The 16,060-nt window shown below is 50.3% G+C and carries 14 protein-coding genes and 1 tRNA gene; 5 read left to right on the top strand and 10 right to left on the bottom strand.

Annotation, left to right across the window (positions count from 1 at the left end):
* Positions 1 to 18: 18 nt before the first annotated feature.
* The 7 genes from ACTNCH_RS04465 to ACTNCH_RS04435 form a co-directional block, all read right to left on the bottom strand.
* A complete protein-coding gene (locus ACTNCH_RS04465; RefSeq protein WP_441019029.1) occupies positions 19 to 957 on the bottom strand; it encodes a ParB/RepB/Spo0J family partition protein in 939 nt (312 codons plus the stop codon).
* Entirely contained in the window at positions 914 to 1,738 is an 825-nt protein-coding gene (locus ACTNCH_RS04460) for a ParA family protein (RefSeq protein WP_441019026.1), read from the bottom strand. The genes ACTNCH_RS04465 and ACTNCH_RS04460 overlap by 44 nt, the downstream gene beginning before the upstream one ends.
* Positions 1,739 to 1,750: 12 nt before the next feature.
* Positions 1,751 to 2,644: a DUF6017 domain-containing protein gene (locus ACTNCH_RS04455; RefSeq protein WP_441019024.1), complete on the bottom strand. Its 894-nt coding sequence runs from the start codon at positions 2,642 to 2,644 to the stop codon at positions 1,751 to 1,753.
* 19 nt (positions 2,645 to 2,663) lie between these two features.
* Entirely contained in the window at positions 2,664 to 2,888 is a 225-nt protein-coding gene (locus ACTNCH_RS04450; RefSeq protein WP_441019022.1) for a hypothetical protein, read from the bottom strand.
* Complete coding sequence (locus ACTNCH_RS04445) at positions 2,881 to 3,183, bottom strand: hypothetical protein (RefSeq protein WP_441019020.1); 303 nt, start codon at positions 3,181 to 3,183, stop codon at positions 2,881 to 2,883. The genes ACTNCH_RS04450 and ACTNCH_RS04445 overlap by 8 nt, the downstream gene beginning before the upstream one ends.
* A gap of 107 nt (positions 3,184 to 3,290) precedes the next feature.
* Entirely contained in the window at positions 3,291 to 3,530 is a 240-nt protein-coding gene (locus tag ACTNCH_RS04440) for an HTH-like domain-containing protein (protein WP_441019018.1), read from the bottom strand.
* Positions 3,531 to 3,892: 362 nt separating this feature from the next.
* Positions 3,893 to 3,969 (bottom strand) — tRNA-Arg (locus ACTNCH_RS04435).
* A 484-nt stretch (positions 3,970 to 4,453) separates the two neighbouring features.
* Here ACTNCH_RS04435 and ACTNCH_RS04430 point away from each other — a divergent pair.
* Positions 4,454 to 5,119 (top strand): YkgJ family cysteine cluster protein, encoded by a 666-nt coding sequence (locus ACTNCH_RS04430; protein WP_441019016.1) that lies wholly within the window; start codon positions 4,454 to 4,456, stop codon positions 5,117 to 5,119.
* Here the strand turns inward: ACTNCH_RS04430 and ACTNCH_RS04425 are convergent.
* Positions 5,114 to 6,742 (bottom strand): D-alanyl-D-alanine carboxypeptidase family protein, encoded by a 1,629-nt coding sequence (locus ACTNCH_RS04425; protein ID WP_441019014.1) that lies wholly within the window; start codon positions 6,740 to 6,742, stop codon positions 5,114 to 5,116. The two genes, ACTNCH_RS04430 and ACTNCH_RS04425, sit on opposite strands and share 6 nt — an antisense overlap.
* Before the next feature lie 492 nt (positions 6,743 to 7,234).
* Here ACTNCH_RS04425 and ileS point away from each other — a divergent pair, with 492 nt between their 5' ends.
* From ileS to ACTNCH_RS04405, 4 genes are all read left to right on the top strand, one after another.
* The gene (gene ileS, locus ACTNCH_RS04420; RefSeq protein WP_441019012.1) at positions 7,235 to 10,390 is read left to right on the top strand and encodes an isoleucine--tRNA ligase; all 3,156 of its coding nucleotides are present in this window, start codon (positions 7,235 to 7,237) and stop codon (positions 10,388 to 10,390) included.
* A 47-nt stretch (positions 10,391 to 10,437) separates the two neighbouring features.
* A complete protein-coding gene (locus ACTNCH_RS04415; protein ID WP_441019010.1) occupies positions 10,438 to 12,927 on the top strand; it encodes a glycogen/starch/alpha-glucan phosphorylase in 2,490 nt (829 codons plus the stop codon).
* 87 nt (positions 12,928 to 13,014) lie between these two features.
* A complete protein-coding gene (locus ACTNCH_RS04410) occupies positions 13,015 to 13,917 on the top strand; it encodes a SpoIID/LytB domain-containing protein (protein WP_441019008.1) in 903 nt (300 codons plus the stop codon).
* 19 nt (positions 13,918 to 13,936) lie between these two features.
* Positions 13,937 to 14,782 carry a murein hydrolase activator EnvC family protein gene (locus tag ACTNCH_RS04405; protein ID WP_441019006.1) on the top strand — a complete coding sequence of 282 codons (846 nt, stop codon included), beginning with the start codon at positions 13,937 to 13,939 and terminating at the stop codon, positions 14,780 to 14,782.
* Here ACTNCH_RS04405 and ACTNCH_RS04400 read toward each other — a convergent pair.
* Positions 14,757 to 15,032: a GIY-YIG nuclease family protein gene (locus tag ACTNCH_RS04400; RefSeq protein ID WP_441019004.1), complete on the bottom strand. Its 276-nt coding sequence runs from the start codon at positions 15,030 to 15,032 to the stop codon at positions 14,757 to 14,759. The genes ACTNCH_RS04405 and ACTNCH_RS04400 overlap by 26 nt on opposite strands.
* Before the next feature lie 161 nt (positions 15,033 to 15,193).
* Complete coding sequence (gene trhA, locus ACTNCH_RS04395; RefSeq protein ID WP_441019002.1) at positions 15,194 to 15,862, bottom strand: PAQR family membrane homeostasis protein TrhA; 669 nt, start codon at positions 15,860 to 15,862, stop codon at positions 15,194 to 15,196.
* Positions 15,863 to 16,060 lie beyond the last annotated feature (198 nt).

Genomic DNA, 16,060 nt, shown 5'->3' with positions numbered 1-16,060 from the left:
CGGGGTATTGGTACTAAATTATCGTTCCTGATCGCGGGCTTTCTTTTTCTGCCACTGATCCAGAAGCTTGATAATGGTGTCCTGCATCTGCTGTGTGGTGTAGGACCTGGGGAAATACTTCCTCAGCTGTTCATTTCGGAAGGTAACCCGTTCAAGATCGCCTTTCTTCACTTCATTCATGATCTCTCTGGCAGCGTCCATGGCGAAATCGCCTTCCTGCGCCAGCTTCTTCAGGCGCTGAGCCTGAGAAAGAGAAGGGGAAGCCTGCACTTCATCCATGGCCTGCATGAAGATTTCCTGTTCCTCCGGAGCGAGGTAGGAAAGCTCAACCGCCGGATTGAAGGAAATCTGCTTCTGATCGACCATTTCCAGAAGTTCGGGAATGAGGTTGGTAAGACGGATGTAGCGCTGGACCTGTTTTACACTTTCACCAGATTCTTCAGCTAACACCTCCACTGTTTTCTTGCCGAAGAAATTGTGGCCAAGTTGGCCACAATTCTCTTTGGAGGGCCGTCCTGCTTGGCGTTTCATTGCTTCATTCTTCATCATATACGCATAAGCCCTCTCACTGGGCAGTATGTTTTCTCTCTGAAGATTGGAATCGACCATGAGCACCGTGGCGGCATCATCATCCATCTGCCTTACCAGAACCGGAACATCCGTAAGCCCTGCCAGCTCAGCAGCATGGGCACGGCGATGTCCTGAGATGATCTCATAACCGCCGTTTTCCAGCGGTCTCGCAATCAGAGGCGTCAGCACACCGTACTGTGCGATGCTCTCCGTTGTTCGAAGCATGGCTTCATCATCCACGACCTTGAAGGGATGATCCTTAAAGGGCACCAGCTCGCTGATGCTGATATTCTGCACTCGTTCCAGCTGACTCTCTGCACGGCTTTCATCCGTTTCAAAGATATCATCGTAGCTGGTCAAGCTGATGTTTCCGCCTCTTTTCGGCATTCTGAAGCACCTCCTTTGTCAGACCCCGGTAGGCTTCAGCGACCTTGCCGCCCGGATCGTGTTTGAAAATACTCACGCCCTCCGCGCTGATTTCCGCAGCACGGACGGAGCGAGGGATGTCTGCGTCGTAGACCTTCAGCTTGCTGCCGTAGGTATCGCGGATCAGCGTACTGATCTCCTTTGCAAAGTTGGTACGAAGGTCCACCATAGTCAGCAGAATTCCTTCGATTCGAAGCTTGGGATTGATCTGACGCTTGACCTTGTTCACCGTCTGAAGCAGCTGCTCCAGACCCTTTGCCGACAGATAGTTCGCCTGGACAGGAATGAGAACCTGATCCGATGCGGCAAGTGCATTGACGGTCAGCATGCCCAGGGAGGGCATACAGTCCAGTAGAATATAGTCGTACTGAAATTTCAAAGCATCTAAAACCTGCCTTAAAACAGTTTCGCGGCTCATGGCGTTGACCAGCGACACCTCCATACCTGACAGCGTGATATTTGCAGGAACAAGATCTACGCCTTCTTCATGTGACAGGATCCCCTCCTTAGGTGCGATGGGCTGATCCTGCATGACCTTCGCCATAAGGTCGGTCAGCGTAACCGGAAGATCATCCGGTCTGGGATGTCCAAGGGCAATGGTTAGGGACGCCTGCGGATCCGTATCCACGAGCAGCACTCTTTTTCCCTCATTGGCAAGGCCAATGCCCAGATTTTCGCAGGTGGTAGTCTTACCGGTTCCGCCTTTCTGATTTACAACAGCCATGATTGTGGCTCTCGACATAATGATCACCTCCTAGATCAAGCCATTGGCCATGTCGTGCTGTACCCAGTTCTGATAGTAAGAACTGATGGTAGTTGGTGCGTTGTAGAGGACCGCCAGCATGTACTGCTTCATGTCCTTAACGCGGGTTGTGTTGTTTGCCAGTGTCATCAGGGCATATTTGATATGCTCTGCATTCAGCTTCATAAATCGACTTTTTACGACTTCGATTGGCATATCTTCCCGATTGATACGAATGCTTTTTCTTGTGGAGCAGCATACATCAACCATGAGATCGACCATAGCCTGAATGGTATCCAGATCAAGTGTCCTATCCCGGGAAAGATAATCCAGCTCGAGAGATTCTCTGAAATAATCCTCATATTGAGCTCGGATCCGCATCGCTTCGCTTCCTTTCCCGACATTTCTGTCGGAATAGAAGGAATCGGTATCACTATACTCAGTATTAATATTATCAGTCTTATTTCCGTGTCCTTTTGACACTTCAAGAGATGTGATTTCGACACTTCCAGAAGTGTCATTTTGACATTTCAAGAAATGTCTCTCCACAGGGCTGTCCACCGATATGAAGTTCTTCACATAGATCAGGTTTGGTTTTCCCAGCCCCTGACGCTTTCTCTCAATGAGACCGACCTTGTCCTCCAAATCCGATAACAACTGGATCGCTTTTTTGTTTCCGCAGTTCATGTCCGCCATGATTTCTTCAATCGTGCAGATGATATACACGCGGCCCTGTTCATCGATCCATCCGTTTTTTGCAGAGAGGGGAACGCGGTCCAGTAAGATGCCATACAAAGTTTTCGCCTCAGCAGACAGATATTTGAACCGGTCATTCGTAAAAAGCACCTTGGGAACCCGGTAGAAGGCAAACTGTTCTGCCTGGGCTCCGTAGAAATAATCAAACACTCATAGTCACCACCTGCTTTCAGGAGAATTTATCGCGCTTCAGAGGCTTTTTGCGAAACACATCCTTATCCTTACCGTAGGGACACCTGGTGAACTGGCACCGGCGATACTTGAAATCCGGACGATAGTAGAGGCAGTGAGCGCAGCTTCCGGGCTTATGGTCCGATGCATTCCCGGGATTTTCTTTCTTTGCAACCTTCGCCAGCTTCTCATATCTTCGAAAGATCTCATCCTTCTTACTCATTTGCCGCACCTTCTTCCTTCGCGCGGTTAGCCCGGTTTGCTCTGAGCCATGCGTCCAGCTCCTTGTAGCAGACAGCGCTGACACAGGGATGTCCTTTGGCGTAACAGCAGCTCTCACATTTCTTTTCCTGCTCGGTCTTTACCGCCTCAGCCAGGTAGTAGCAATTCTGCGTTCCAAGGACACAGCCAACCTTGCGGTTCTTCCAGAAGAAGCACTTGCGGCAGGTATCCGGCTTGTCATCGTAATATCTGATCCCGTCGATCAGAATGGTTTTGCGTTTCACTTTTTTTCTCATCACGATATCCTCCATAGTTTTGAGCCGCCGCCGGGAAAGTCCGGAGACGACAAAAGCCCTGTGATGATTTTTCGTCACCACAGGGCTATGTAAAATATCGTTAGTCTTTATAAATTGGAGTATCGTTCTTTTACATCAACATATTTTGATAACCTGACACCTTTGCTTATCTCGGTTTGATAAGATTCAGGCATATTGGCAAGCTTCAAAATCTCTTTGGGAGTAGATTCACATCCCTTGATTTCTTCAGCATACATAATGCCAAACAAGTGAATCATGGTTGTCTTTTCATTGCTGCTATTCTCATACATCTCTTTAAGCCGCATTGCCAATTCTCGTACTGTCATGGTTTTCCTACCTCCATCTTTAAAGATTTCTTCAATATTGGCGCTTGTTTTTAGAAATCTAAAATATCGCAATCTGAATTTCTAATGCGTTTAGAAATATGCATCTTAACCGGTTCTTCCATCACATCAGCCTCAGGCTAAATATCGGCATTTTATTGCTGTCAGGACCGATTTTTTATAGATTTACACCCAGATACACCGGTGAACACGGAAACATGCGCCATTTTTAGCGGAATCACCGTTTCGGGGTGTTTTTCCTCATTAGATAAAAGCCCTGTTTTTTTAGCACTTCATCAATGAAGCTTCTTTTTTATTAGAAGAAACGCGGAAGATTTCGTAAAAAATCTTCCGCGATAGTGCGCTGGCGTCCCTGACTGGATTCGAACCAGCGGCCTTCCGCTTAGGAGGCGGACGCTCTATCCTGCTGAGCTACAGAGACATCTATGAAATTTCCTTGCACCTCGCTTTCGCTCGGTGTCGCGGCAGTCGCCAAATATCCGCATAAATGCGTCTTTTTGGCTCGTTGCTACCGCGTATTTTACGCGGTTTTTTGCGTTTCGTCCAAGGTGACGATCTATATTTCAGAGGGAAAATCCATTAGAAAAACGGTCATTTTGCTAATGGATTTTTGCCCCTTGAAAGCAATTTGCTTAAAAATGTTCCTCTTCCCCGGCGTTAGAAAAACGCCGAATTCGCGACTCCATTCGAACCGGACTTCAAATTTCAAAAAATCATTTGGCCCGTGATAAACATATTCTTAGGAGGCGCTTGTTATATCCATTTAACTATGGGAACACATGCCGTATATCCGGGCTTTTTCGAGCCGTTGGCTCCGGCTGTCATCAGAAACCTGCGAGTCAGTCTTGACTGACCTCACTGGAACAGTGTACCATAAAATAAGAAAACAGACAAGGAGAAAAACAATGGAACGTGAGATTGATATGAAGGAGGTTTCCGACGGAAGGCTCTATGGTCTGCGGGATATGGTGAAGGCGGACTGTGGCGGCTGCGCAGGCTGCTCCCGGTGCTGCGAAAGCATGGGAAGCACAATTATTCTGGATCCTTACGATGTATGGCGGCTGACTGCGGGGCTGCAGGTGAGCTTTGAGGCGCTTCTGCAGGACAAGCTGGAGCTGAATCTGGTGGAGGGGATTATTCTGCCGAATATGAAAACCTCCAGAGAAAATGAACGCTGTGGCTTCCTGAATGGGGAAGGGCGCTGTAGTATTCATGCGCTGCGGCCGGGCTTCTGCCGGATCTTTCCGCTGGGCCGGTTTTATGAGAATCACAGCTTTCAGTATTTCCTGCAGGTGCACGAATGTCCCAAAGAGCCCAAGCTGAAGGTAAAGGTGCAGAAATGGATTGACACGCCGGATCTGAAGCGCAATGAGAAATTCATCATTGACTGGCATTATTTTCTAAAAGAAATCACCGCCCGGCTGAGAGAGCAGGACGGTGAACAGTATCAGAAAATGGTGGATCTTTATATTCTGAAGAACTTTTATCAGAAGCCCTGGGAGAAAGACAGGGACTTCTATGAACAGTTTGACGAACGGCTGGCAGAGGCCAGAGAAATATGGAAATTATAGGTCCAGATCGTCCCAGCCCCCACGAGCCTTTGGCGTCCGGTGATAACGGTTCTCCGGGCGCTTATTTTTGGCCTGTTTCCGGGGCGCTCCGTAGGAGCCGCGCCGGTTCCGGGGGCGTCTTCTGCGAAGCTTCGGCAGACGGAAGGAGAAGCGGAAGGTATTCATCAGATGCCGGAACAGACGGTAAAGCAGGAACAGCAGCAGAATCAGGCCGGCAGAGATCAGAATCAGCCGCACATTGATTTTAATAAAATGCTTCCGCTGAATGGGTTCCTCTGTTTCGGTAGTGTCAGTATCCTGGGTGGCTTCCGTTTCTTTATCAAAAGTAAATTCCTGTAAATTATCCCGGGTAAGCTCAATGGAGGCAGTTCCCACAGGCTCTCCATGGTAGGAGTAGGATAAGGTGGCAATCACATTGGAATCTGAATTTTCATCCTGGAAGGTCAGCTCCGGGGAGGCGTCCGCAAAGGAGGCTCCATTGGGAAGCACAATACAGTCATTGCTGTCGATCTGAATCAGCGGCTTGGACTGGCCGAAGATGGCGCTTCCCACATAAAAAGCGTTGGAATTGGATACGGAGAAATTCGTTTCATTATCCGCCACGTTAATCTTGCTGAAATTTTCGGAAGCGTAGTCCAGCAGCAGCGCCGTATCAGTAAACAGGGGTACGCCCTTTTCACCGGTGGACTGGGTGCGCATGGTAACTACGATGAGGGTCATGCCGTTCCGCTCCGCGACCGTAACCAGAGTTCCCTTGGCCACGCTGGTGTTGCCGGTTTTTCCGGCAATGACCGAATCGTCCAGATACTTGGTGATCCCCTTATAGGGGGCAATCATGTAGTGGTGGTTGGTCATATAGGTGATTTCATCCCGCTTGTTGGTGGGCTGCATCTGATATTTGGCGGTACCGGAGATACGGAGAAAATCCTCATTCTGAATCGCCGCTCTGGTAATCAGCGCCATATCGTGGGCGCTGGTGTAGTGCTCGTCATTGTGGAGGCCGTTGGCGTTGGTGAAATGGGTGTTGGTACAGCCAAGCTTTTCCGCCTTCTGATTCATCATTTCCGCAAAGGCGTCAATGGAACCGGCAATGTGCTCTGCCAGGCCGTTGGCGCACTCGTTGGCAGACTCCAGCATCAGGGCGTAGAGAGACTGCTCCACAGTGAGCTGCTCGTCCTCGGTGGTATAGATACTGCTGCTTCCCGCGTCGATGGTGTGGGTCGCGTTATAGGAATAGGTCACCGTCTCGTCCAGGGAGCAGTGCTCCAGGGTGAGCAGTGCCGTCATTATCTTTGTAATGCTGGCGGGATAATTTTTCATATCTATATCCTTATTATAAAGGATCGCTCCGGAGGAAGCCTCCATGACCACGGCAGATTCTGCATAAATCTGTGGTCCCTGGGGCCAGTCCTCGATGGAATTGGAATTGATTTCCTTATTATAGGAGGCCTGCCGCTCTGCCTCCAGCTGTTCCGCCGCAGCCTTTTCGGCAGCGATCTGTTTGGCGGATTTCCGGGATGCTTTTTTGGCCGCGTCCGCGGAAACAGAGCCAAAACAAAGGGAACCCACCAGGGAAAGGGTCAGAAGACCTGTAAAAAACCGGAATCTATGTGAAAATTTCATAATAAAACACTCCTGAACATAAATGTGTATAAAAATTTGTAACAAATGTAAATTTAAGTATATGCTATTTCGATTACTGGTGCAAGGGCTTCGGCGAAAAGTTTAAATATCTTTAAGAAAAAAGTGGGGAAAACCACCGCGAACAGTTGACAAAGCCTGCAAAAGCGGGGTATACTAGCGATTAGTAAGCAATTACAAGCGAACCAGGAAAAAGGCATTGACGAAGAGAGTAGAAAAGCGCCAAAAGGCACAGAGAACCGGGGAGGGTGGAAGCCCGGTGCGAGTAGGACTTTTTGAAAATCACTTCCGAGCTCCGGGCTGAAAGAATTCTGGATACGAAGAGAAAGGATTTTTAGGTACCGGCGGAATTCCTCCGTTATGGGAGACGCATGTGATGGCATGTTGTAATTAGGTGGTTTCACAGAAGCGATCGGCTTTTGTCCTGTTACAGGACGAAGGTCGTTTTTTTTCGACAGAAAAGGAGGAAAAATCATGTACAACAAGGTATCAACCGACCTGAATTTCGTAGGCCGGGAGAAAGAAATCGAAAAATTCTGGAATGAAAATCATATTTTCGAGAAAAGCATGGACAGCCGTAAGGAAGGCGAAACCTACACCTTCTACGACGGACCGCCTACTGCCAATGGTAAGCCCCATATCGGTCATGTGCTGACCCGTGTTATCAAGGATATGATCCCCAGATACCGCACCATGAAGGGCTATATGGTTCCGAGAAAGGCCGGCTGGGATACCCACGGACTTCCCGTAGAGCTGGAAGTAGAGAAGATGCTGGGCCTGGACGGAAAGGAGCAGATCGAGCAGTACGGTCTGGATCCGTTTATCCGCAAGTGTAAAGAGAGCGTATGGAAATATAAAGGAATGTGGGAGGATTTCTCCGGTACCGTCGGCTTCTGGGCAGATATGGAGCATCCCTATGTTACCTACGACGACAATTATATCGAGTCTGAGTGGTGGGCGCTGAAGGAGATCTGGAAGAAGGGTCTTCTGTACAAGGGCTTCAAGATCGTTCCCTATTGCCCCCGCTGCGGTACGCCCCTTTCCAGCCATGAGGTGGCTCAGGGCTACAAGCAGGTTAAGGAGCGTTCTGCCATCGTCCGTTTCAAGGTAAAGGACGAGGACGCGTATTTCCTGGCATGGACCACGACGCCCTGGACTCTGCCTTCCAACGTGGCTCTGTGTATGAATCCGACAGATACCTATATCAAGGTAAAGGCGGCAGACGGCTACACCTATTATCTGGCAGAGGCTCTGGCAGACAAGGTGCTGGGCAGACTGGCAGAGGAAGGAAAACCGGCTTACGAGGTTCTGGAGACCTACGTGGGCAAGGATCTGGAGTACAAGGAATACGAGCCGCTGTATGCGTGCGCCGGAGAATTGGCAGCAAAGCAGCATAAGAAGGGCTTTTATGTAACTGTAGACGATTATGTAACCATGTCTGACGGTACCGGTATCGTTCATATCGCTCCGGCCTTCGGTGAGGACGACGGCCGTGTGGGAAGAAAATACGATCTGCCTTTCGTTCAGTTTGTAGATGGCAAGGGAAATATGACAGCGGAGACCCCCTACGCAGGTCTGTTTGTAAAGAAGGCAGATCCGGAGGTCTTAAAGGATCTGGACGCAGAGGGCAAGCTTTTCGACGCGCCGAAGTTTGAGCATGATTACCCGTTCTGCTGGCGCTGCGATACGCCGCTTATCTACTACGCACGGGAATCCTGGTTCATCAAGATGACAGCGGTAAAGGACGATCTGATCCGCAACAACAACACCATCAACTGGATTCCGGAGAGCATCGGTAAAGGCCGCTTTGGCGACTGGCTGGAGAATATCCAGGACTGGGGCGTAAGCCGTAACCGTTACTGGGGAACTCCGCTGAACATCTGGGAGTGTGAGGACTGCGGACATCAGGAATCCATCGGAAGCAGAGAAGAACTTTATGAAATGAGCGGCGATGAGAAGGTTAAAACTGTAGAGCTCCATCGTCCGTATATCGATGAGATTACCGTAAAGTGCCCGCACTGTGGCAAGACCATGCGCCGTGTACCGGAGGTACTGGACTGCTGGTTCGATTCCGGAGCTATGCCCTTTGCGCAGCATCATTACCCCTTCGAGAATCAGGAGCTGTTCCATCAGCAGTTCCCGGCACAGTTCATTTCCGAGGCGGTAGACCAGACCAGAGGCTGGTTCTATTCCCTGCTGGCAGAGTCCACCCTGCTGTTTAACAAGGCTCCCTATGAGAACGTTATCGTTCTGGGCCATGTACAGGATGAGAACGGCCAGAAGATGAGTAAATCCAAGGGAAATGCGGTAGATCCCTTTGACGCGCTGGAGAAATACGGAGCAGACGCTATCCGCTGGTATTTCTATATCAACAGTGCGCCTTGGCTGCCCAACCGTTTCCATGGCAAGGCGGTACAGGAGGGACAGCGTAAATTCATGGGTACTCTTTGGAACACCTATGCGTTCTTCGTACTGTATGCGAACATTGATGAATTTGACGCAACGAAGTATGAGCTGAATTATGATTCCCTGAGCGTCATGGATAAATGGCTTCTGTCCAAGCTGAACACAGTAGTGGGCGAGGTAGATTATAACCTGAATAACTACCGGATTCCGGAGGCTGCAAGAGCGCTTCAGGAGTTCGTGGACGATATGTCCAACTGGTATGTACGCCGCAGCCGTGAGCGTTTCTGGGCAAAGGGTATGGAGCAGGATAAGATCAACGCCTATATGACGCTGTATACCTCCCTGGTAACCATTTGCAAGGCGGCAGCGCCCATGGTTCCCTTCATGACAGAAGAGATTTACCAGAATCTGGTAAGAAGCATTGATAAGAATGCGCCGGAAAGCATCCATCTGTGCGACTTCCCGGTTGTAAATAAGGCATGGATCAACGAGGAGCTGGAGCGCGACATGGACGAGGTCCTGAAGATCGTTGTAATGGGACGTGCCTGCCGGAATACTGCCAACATCAAGAACCGTCAGCCTATCGCGCAGATGTATGTGAAGGCTCCCTACAAGCTGGCAGAGTATTACTGTGAGATCATTGAGGACGAGCTGAACGTGAAGGCCGTAGAGTTTACAGACGACGTCCGCGCCTTTACCACCTACAGCTTTAAGCCCCAGTTGAAGACCGTAGGACCCAAGTACGGCAAATGCCTGAACGGTATCCGGGCGCACCTGGCTGAGGTAGACGGCAACGCCGCTATGGACGAGCTGAAGGAGAAGGGAAGCCTCACATTTGACGTAAATGGCACATCTGTGGTATTATCGGAAGAGGATCTGCTGATTGACATGGCTCAGACCGAGGGCTTTGTATCCGACGGAGACAACAGCATTACCGTAGTTCTGGATACCAAGCTGACGCCGGAGCTGATCGAGGAGGGCTTTGTCCGCGAGATCATCAGCAAGGTGCAGACCATGCGAAAAGAGGCAGATTTCCAGGTAACAGACAAGATCGTCATTTCCTGCAAGGGAAATGAGAAGATTGAGGCTCTGATCCAAGCAAACGCGGATCAGATCAAATCTGAGGTTCTGGCTGTGGATGTGAAGCTTGACGAGGCAGATGGCTACGTGAAGGAATGGAGCATCAACGGCGAGAATGTTACACTGGGCGTAGAGCGCGCGTAAAGCGCGCCTATGCGCAACCGATACGGTAAACGAGGAGGAAAACCATTATGAGCAAGAGACCTTTCGACAAGGAACTCTTCAAAAGAAGCGTAGTTTACAACGTGAAAACTCTGTACCGGACACCGATTGAAGAGGCAACGCAGCACCAGATTTTTCATGCGGTGGCACTGGCTACCAAGGACGCAATCATCGATGCGTGGATTGCGACACAGGAGCAGATGAAAAAGCAGGATCCGAAGATCGTGTACTATATGTCCATGGAATTTCTGATGGGCCGCGCGCTTGGCAATAACCTGATTAATCTGACTTATTATGATGAAGTAAAGGAAGCCCTGGAGGAGCTTGGCTGTGATCTGAACGTGATTGAGGATCAGGAGCCGGACGCAGCTCTGGGAAATGGCGGTCTGGGAAGACTGGCAGCCTGCTTCCTGGATTCTCTGGCAACCCTGGGCTATGCGGCATACGGCTGCGGTATCCGTTACCGCTACGGTATGTTCAAACAGAAAATTGAGAACGGCTATCAGAAAGAGATTCCGGATGACTGGCTTTCCGATGGCAATCCCTTTGAGCTCCGCCGTCCCGAGTACGCAAAGATCGTCAAGTTTGGCGGCTATGTGGACGTAGAGGTGGATCAGAACGGTAAGAGCCATTTCATTCAGAAGGGATACCAGGCTGTACGCGCGATTCCCTGCGACCTTCCGGTAGTAGGCTATGGCAACAACGTAGTCAATACCCTTCGTATCTGGGATGCGGAGGCTATGAATACCTTCCGTCTGGACGCCTTTGATAAGGGCGATTATCAGCAGGCTGTAGAGGAAGAGAACCTGGCAAAGCTGCTGGTAGAGGTTCTGTACCCCAACGATAACCACATGGCAGGCAAGGAGCTGCGTCTGAAGCAGCAGTATTTCTTTATCTCCGCCAGCGTACAGGAGGCCATTGCCCGCTATAAGAGAAACCATGAGGATATCCGCAAGTTCTACGAGAAGGCGGCATTCCAGCTGAACGATACCCATCCGACCGTAGCAGTGGCAGAGCTGATGCGTATCCTGATTGACGAGGAAGGCCTGGAGTGGGATGAGGCGTGGGAGGTAACCACCAAGACCTGTGCCTACACCAACCATACCATTATGGCAGAGGCTCTGGAGAAATGGCCCATCGAGCTGTTCTCCCGTCTGCTTCCCCGTGTATACCAGATCATCGAGGAGATCAACCGCCGTTTCGTGATTGAAATCCAGAACAAGTATCCGGGCGATCAGGAGAAGATCCGCAAGATGGCTATCATCTATGATGGACAGGTAAAGATGGCTCATCTGGCTATCGCCGCAGGCCATTCTGTCAACGGTGTAGCCCGTCTGCATACAGAGATCCTGAAGAAACAGGAGCTGAAGGATTTCTATCAGATGATGCCGGAGAAGTTCAACAACAAGACCAACGGTATTACCCAGCGTCGTTTCCTGCTTCACGGCAACCCGCTGCTGGCTCAGTGGGTGACCGATCACATCGGCGATGAGTGGATCACCGATCTGTCCCAGATCAGCAAGCTGAAGATCTACGCAGACGATGAGAAGGCGCAGCAGGAGTTCATGAACATCAAGTATCAGAACAAGGTGCGTCTGGCGAAATACATTCAGGAGCACAACGGTATTACCGTAGATCCGCGCTCCATCTTTGACGTACAGGTTAAGAGACTGCATGAGTACAAGCGTCAGCTTCTGAACATTCTGCATGTGATGTATCTGTACAACAAGATCAAAGAGCATCCGGATATGGAATTCTATCCGAGAACCTTTATCTTTGGTGCGAAGGCAGCGGCAGGCTACCGCCGCGCGAAGCTGACCATCAAGCTGATCAACTCCGTAGCAGACGTGATCAACAACGACGCGTCCATTAACGGCAAGCTGAAGGTGGTATTTATCGAGGATTACCGCGTATCTAACGCAGAGCTGATCTTCGCGGCGGCAGATGTATCCGAGCAGATTTCCACCGCCAGCAAGGAGGCGTCCGGTACCGGTAACATGAAGTTCATGCTGAACGGAGCCCTGACCATCGGAACCATGGACGGCGCAAATGTGGAGATGGTAGAAGAGATGGGTGAGGAAAACGCCTTTATCTTCGGTTTGAGCGCAGACGAGGTGATTAACTATGAGCAGCATGGCGGCTACAACCCCATGGATATCTTCAATTCCGATCAGGATATCCGTCACGTGCTGATGCAGCTGATCAATGGTTATTACGCACCTCAGGATCCGGAAATGTTCCGTGATCTGTATGATTCTCTGCTGAACACCAACAACAGCGATCGGGCAGATACCTACTTTATCCTGAAGGATTTCCGTTCTTATGCAGAGACTCATGCCAAAATCGAGTCTGTATACCGGGACGAGAAGCAGTGGGCGAAGAAGGCTCTCTGGAACACCGCATGCAGCGGCAAGTTCTCTTCTGACAGAACCATTCAGGAGTACGTGGACGATATCTGGCATCTGGACAAGATGACGGTAGAGCTTCCGCCGGAGGATCTGGAAGTCAGCACAAAATAAAGCGTCTGAACGAATAAAACAGATAACGCAAAAGAGATAGATGTGAGATTTCATGTCTATCTCTTTTTTTGACTCATAAAATGTAAAATGAGAGAAAAAATAAAAATCAGTCTTTCCATTCTGATTATTTTAATCCTGTTGCCCTATGTGGCGGTGGTATTCGGCATGGGCCGGACGGAGGAGGAAGCGGAAAAGAGACAGACAGAACTGGAGCGCTGCGTAGAGCGGATTTTGCCGGTGCAGATTCCCGTAACCTGCGAGCCGGAAGCCCTGAAGGCCCAGGCGGTGGTGATTCGTACGAACCTTCTGAAAAAGGCGGAGGAATATTATGGCATATCAGAACCCGCCGAAGCCGGGGCAGAGGTCCGGGAGGCAGATTTGGAGAAGCTGGGATTTCATGGCTTTGCCGGAGAAGAAGAGGAGCTTTGGAATCGGGAAAACAGGGGGCGTTATGAAGAAAAATGCAGCCGCGCGGCAGAAGAGACAGCCGGTCAGGTATTGGTGTGGGAGGGACAGCCGGTGGAGGTTCCCTATCACGCGGTCAGCGCCGGAAAGACCCGGGAGGGAAGCCTGCTGGGTGAGGACTATCGCTGGATGGAGCCGGCGTCATGTGACGGGGATACAGAGGCTGCGGATTATCTTCGAATTATGTATCTTCCGGGGGTTGCGCTGCCCGGGATAGAGAGCAGGGACAGCGCGGGCTACGTGACAAAGCTGAGTCTGGACGGGGAAACGCTGACCGGAGAGGACTTCCGGTTTCGTTATGGATTGAATTCCAGCTGCTTTACAGCGGAGGAGACGGAAGAAGGCGTCCGGATCGTCACCCGGGGGCTTGGACACGGCTTTGGAATGAGTCAGTATACCGCCAATCTTATGGCGGCGGAGGGCTGGAAGTACCGGGAAATTCTGGCGTATTTTTATAAAAATCTGGATTGTATAAGCTTTACGGAAAATGGCTATGCTAGGGATAGCATGAAAACAGCGGAATAATTTAGCAGAGGTGAAGCTTATGACAGGAAAAAAGAAGACGAATGGAAGTCCCGCAGGCAAAAGAAGGGCAGCCTTAGCCCTGAGCCTGTGTCTGCTGGCCGGAGTGACCATGTTCGGAATGTATACAGTGGAAAAGACGGAAGAACAGCAGAAAAAGCTGGAGCAGGAAATGGCGGACGCCGAGAAGGCAGTGAAGGCCCGGCAGCAGGAGCTGTCAGAGGCAAAGGCCGCCCGGGAGCAGAAGGAAGCGGAGGCAAAAGCCCGGTCAGAGCGCCAGGCGGCTTCAGGAACGGCATCCCGGGATCGGAGCGGGGAAGAAGAGGCTTCCACGCAGAAGGCCGGGTTGGCAGAAGAAGCGGAGCTGGAGGGAGAATACGCGGAAATAGCTCTGGACGGGCCGGTGGTGATCGAAGAAGCGGACGCGGGTGCGGAAGCGCCGCCCCTGTCCTTTTCGGCCGAGACGGACAAGCTGCTCTGGCCCATTGCCGGCAATATTCTGGTAGATTACAGTATGGATAAGACGGTTTATTTTCCGACGCTGGATCAATACAAATACAGTCCGGCCATGATCATAGAAGGGACGCCGGATCAGAGCGTACTGAGTGCTGCGGTGGGGAAGGTGACTTCCATAGAAAATCTGGACGAAACTGGCACAACCCTTACCATGGATATCGGAAATGGATATGAGGTTGTCTACGGACAGCTCAAGGATCCGGTGGTGCAGCAGGGCGATTATGTGCAGACCGGGGATCTGATCGGGTATCTGGCAGAGCCTACCCGCTTTTACAGCAAAGAGGGCTGCAACCTGTATTTTCAGGTGAAGAAAGACGGAGAGAGCGTCAATCCGAAGGAGCTTCTCTCCTGAGAAGATTGGAAGTGGAAGCAATAAGCCGTTCCTTCTGGGGGCGGCTTAATTTTTTGATGGCGCATTCCCGCTTCATGGCCTCCTCCTTCGTGTCGAAGATCTCATAATAGACCAGCTCTACGGGCAGGTGCGCTTTGGTATATTTGGCGCCGCGTCCTGCGTTGTGATCCGCCACGCGCTTTGTCAGATGGTTGGTCCAGCCGGTGTATAGCGAGTCGTCGCCGCACCGGAGGATATAGGTGTAATTCATAATTTTCTCCGAAATAAGAGAGTCCCAGCTCCCTTGCTATAGTAAAATCTGTTGTAAACCTTTCTTAATTATATGCGAAGGAGTTCCTTTATGCAAATACAGGTTAGATGATCGAAAAGGGAGGCTCTGCGAAAACAGAGCCTCCCTGATGTCTTGCCGTCTTACAGTCCGAGGGGCATCCTTGCCACAAAGACGTACATCATAATAAAGTGGCAGATACTTCCGCCCATAACGAACAGGTGGAAGATTTCGTGGGAGCCGAAGTTTTTATGACGGGCATTGAAGATAGGAAGCTTCAGCGCATAGATGATACCGCCCACCGTGTAAATGATGCCACCGGCCAACAGCCAGCCGAAGGCTGCCGGGGAGAGGGCGTTCAGAATCTGCGTGAAAGCCAGCACACATACCCAACCCATGGCAATATACAGGACAGAAGAAAACCATTTGGGACAGGTAATCCAGAACAGCTTCAGGATAATGCCGGCGAGAGCGATACCCCATACCAGAGCGCAGAGGGTATAACCGATCCGGCCGCTCAGGACGATCATACATACGGGAGTATAGGAGCCGGCGATCAGCACAAAGATCATGCAGTGATCGATTTTCCGTAAAATCCGGTTGGCCCGCTCGGACAGATTCAGCGTATGATAGGTGGCACTGGCCGCGTACAGCAGAATCATGCTGCCGATAAAAATACTTAAGGAAATGAGGTGGATTTTGTCCGGATTACTGGCTGCCCGGATTAAAAGCGGTGTAGCGGCAAAAACCGCCATCATCATACCGATAAAATGAGTGATGGCACTTCCCGGATCTTTGATTTCTAACTTCATGGTAACAACCCCTTTCACTTGTAAAAAACATTATATGGTTTTTGATAATTCTATATGTAGTATTTAAAACTATGTGCAACTATATTCATATTATATTCGAAAAAGAACAAATGTCAAGGGGCAATTTAAAAGTAAAAAAATGGCCTGTAGGTTATGGAAAGCTATAAGCCATGCAGCTCGATTGCCGCTGCGCTGCAT

The sequence above is a fragment of the Candidatus Merdisoma sp. HCP28S3_D10 genome (assembly GCF_052065835.1).
In the GTDB taxonomy this organism is placed as follows: domain Bacteria; phylum Bacillota; class Clostridia; order Lachnospirales; family Lachnospiraceae; genus Laedolimicola.
Note: the sequence above shows the minus strand (reverse complement) of the source record. Positions and strands in the feature narration are given on the sequence as shown.